1 protein-coding gene is annotated in these 665 nt (G+C 64.5%); it reads left to right on the top strand.

The genetic code is table 11. The features are described from left to right. On the top strand, positions 1 to 665 hold a 665-nt coding region (locus tag J3473_RS19270), incomplete at both ends, for a hypothetical protein (RefSeq protein WP_207025413.1).

Here is a 665-nt window from a genome sequence, read left to right as displayed (position 1 = left end):
TGCTGAGGTACCAGCAGGATGTCGAAGCGCTGAAGCAGAAGAAGGATGCGCAGGCCGGCCTCGGCCTGGAATTCGGCAATCCACCGTCCGTCAACGAGCGCATCATCCGGACCGAGCTGAAGAAGCACTGCCTTGCGTTCATCCGCAACGAGCACGCGGGCCTGCTGAACACCACGCACACCGCCGGCGGGTCGATCTATCCGCCGTTCTTCGACATCGCCGACGCAAAGGCCGATGGCGAATGGGTCCGCTTCTTCGAACACGCCTTCGAATGGGATCAGATCCAGTACGTGTTCTATCCGTATTTCTGGGCGCGACCGGGCGGCTGGGCCGAGCGCTTCCGCGCGCGCAACATGGATCCGGTGCTGGAGGAGTTCCTCAAGGCCGGCTACGCGCGCGTCGTGGTACCGGTCCGCGTCGGATTCGAGGCGGCCGTGTCCTACTTCATGGAGACAGGGCACGTGTGGAACGACGAAGGCGAACCGCCGATCAATCATCCGCTGTACAAGCCCATCGTGGAGGAGATCAGGGAACGCACCGGCGGCGACCTGGGCGAAGTGCCCGTGGGCGATCCCTGGGAAACGCGGATGCCCACTGCCGCCGTCCTGGTGCGCAAGGGCGAGACGCTGCCCGAATGGGAGCGCGTGTCGCCCCAGGAATGGAAG

Origin of the sequence: Phycicoccus sp. DTK01, assembly GCF_017312765.1 — a bacterium.
Lineage (GTDB): Bacteria > Actinomycetota > Actinomycetes > Actinomycetales > Dermatophilaceae > Phycicoccus > Phycicoccus jejuensis.
Note: the sequence above shows the minus strand (reverse complement) of the source record. Positions and strands in the feature narration are given on the sequence as shown.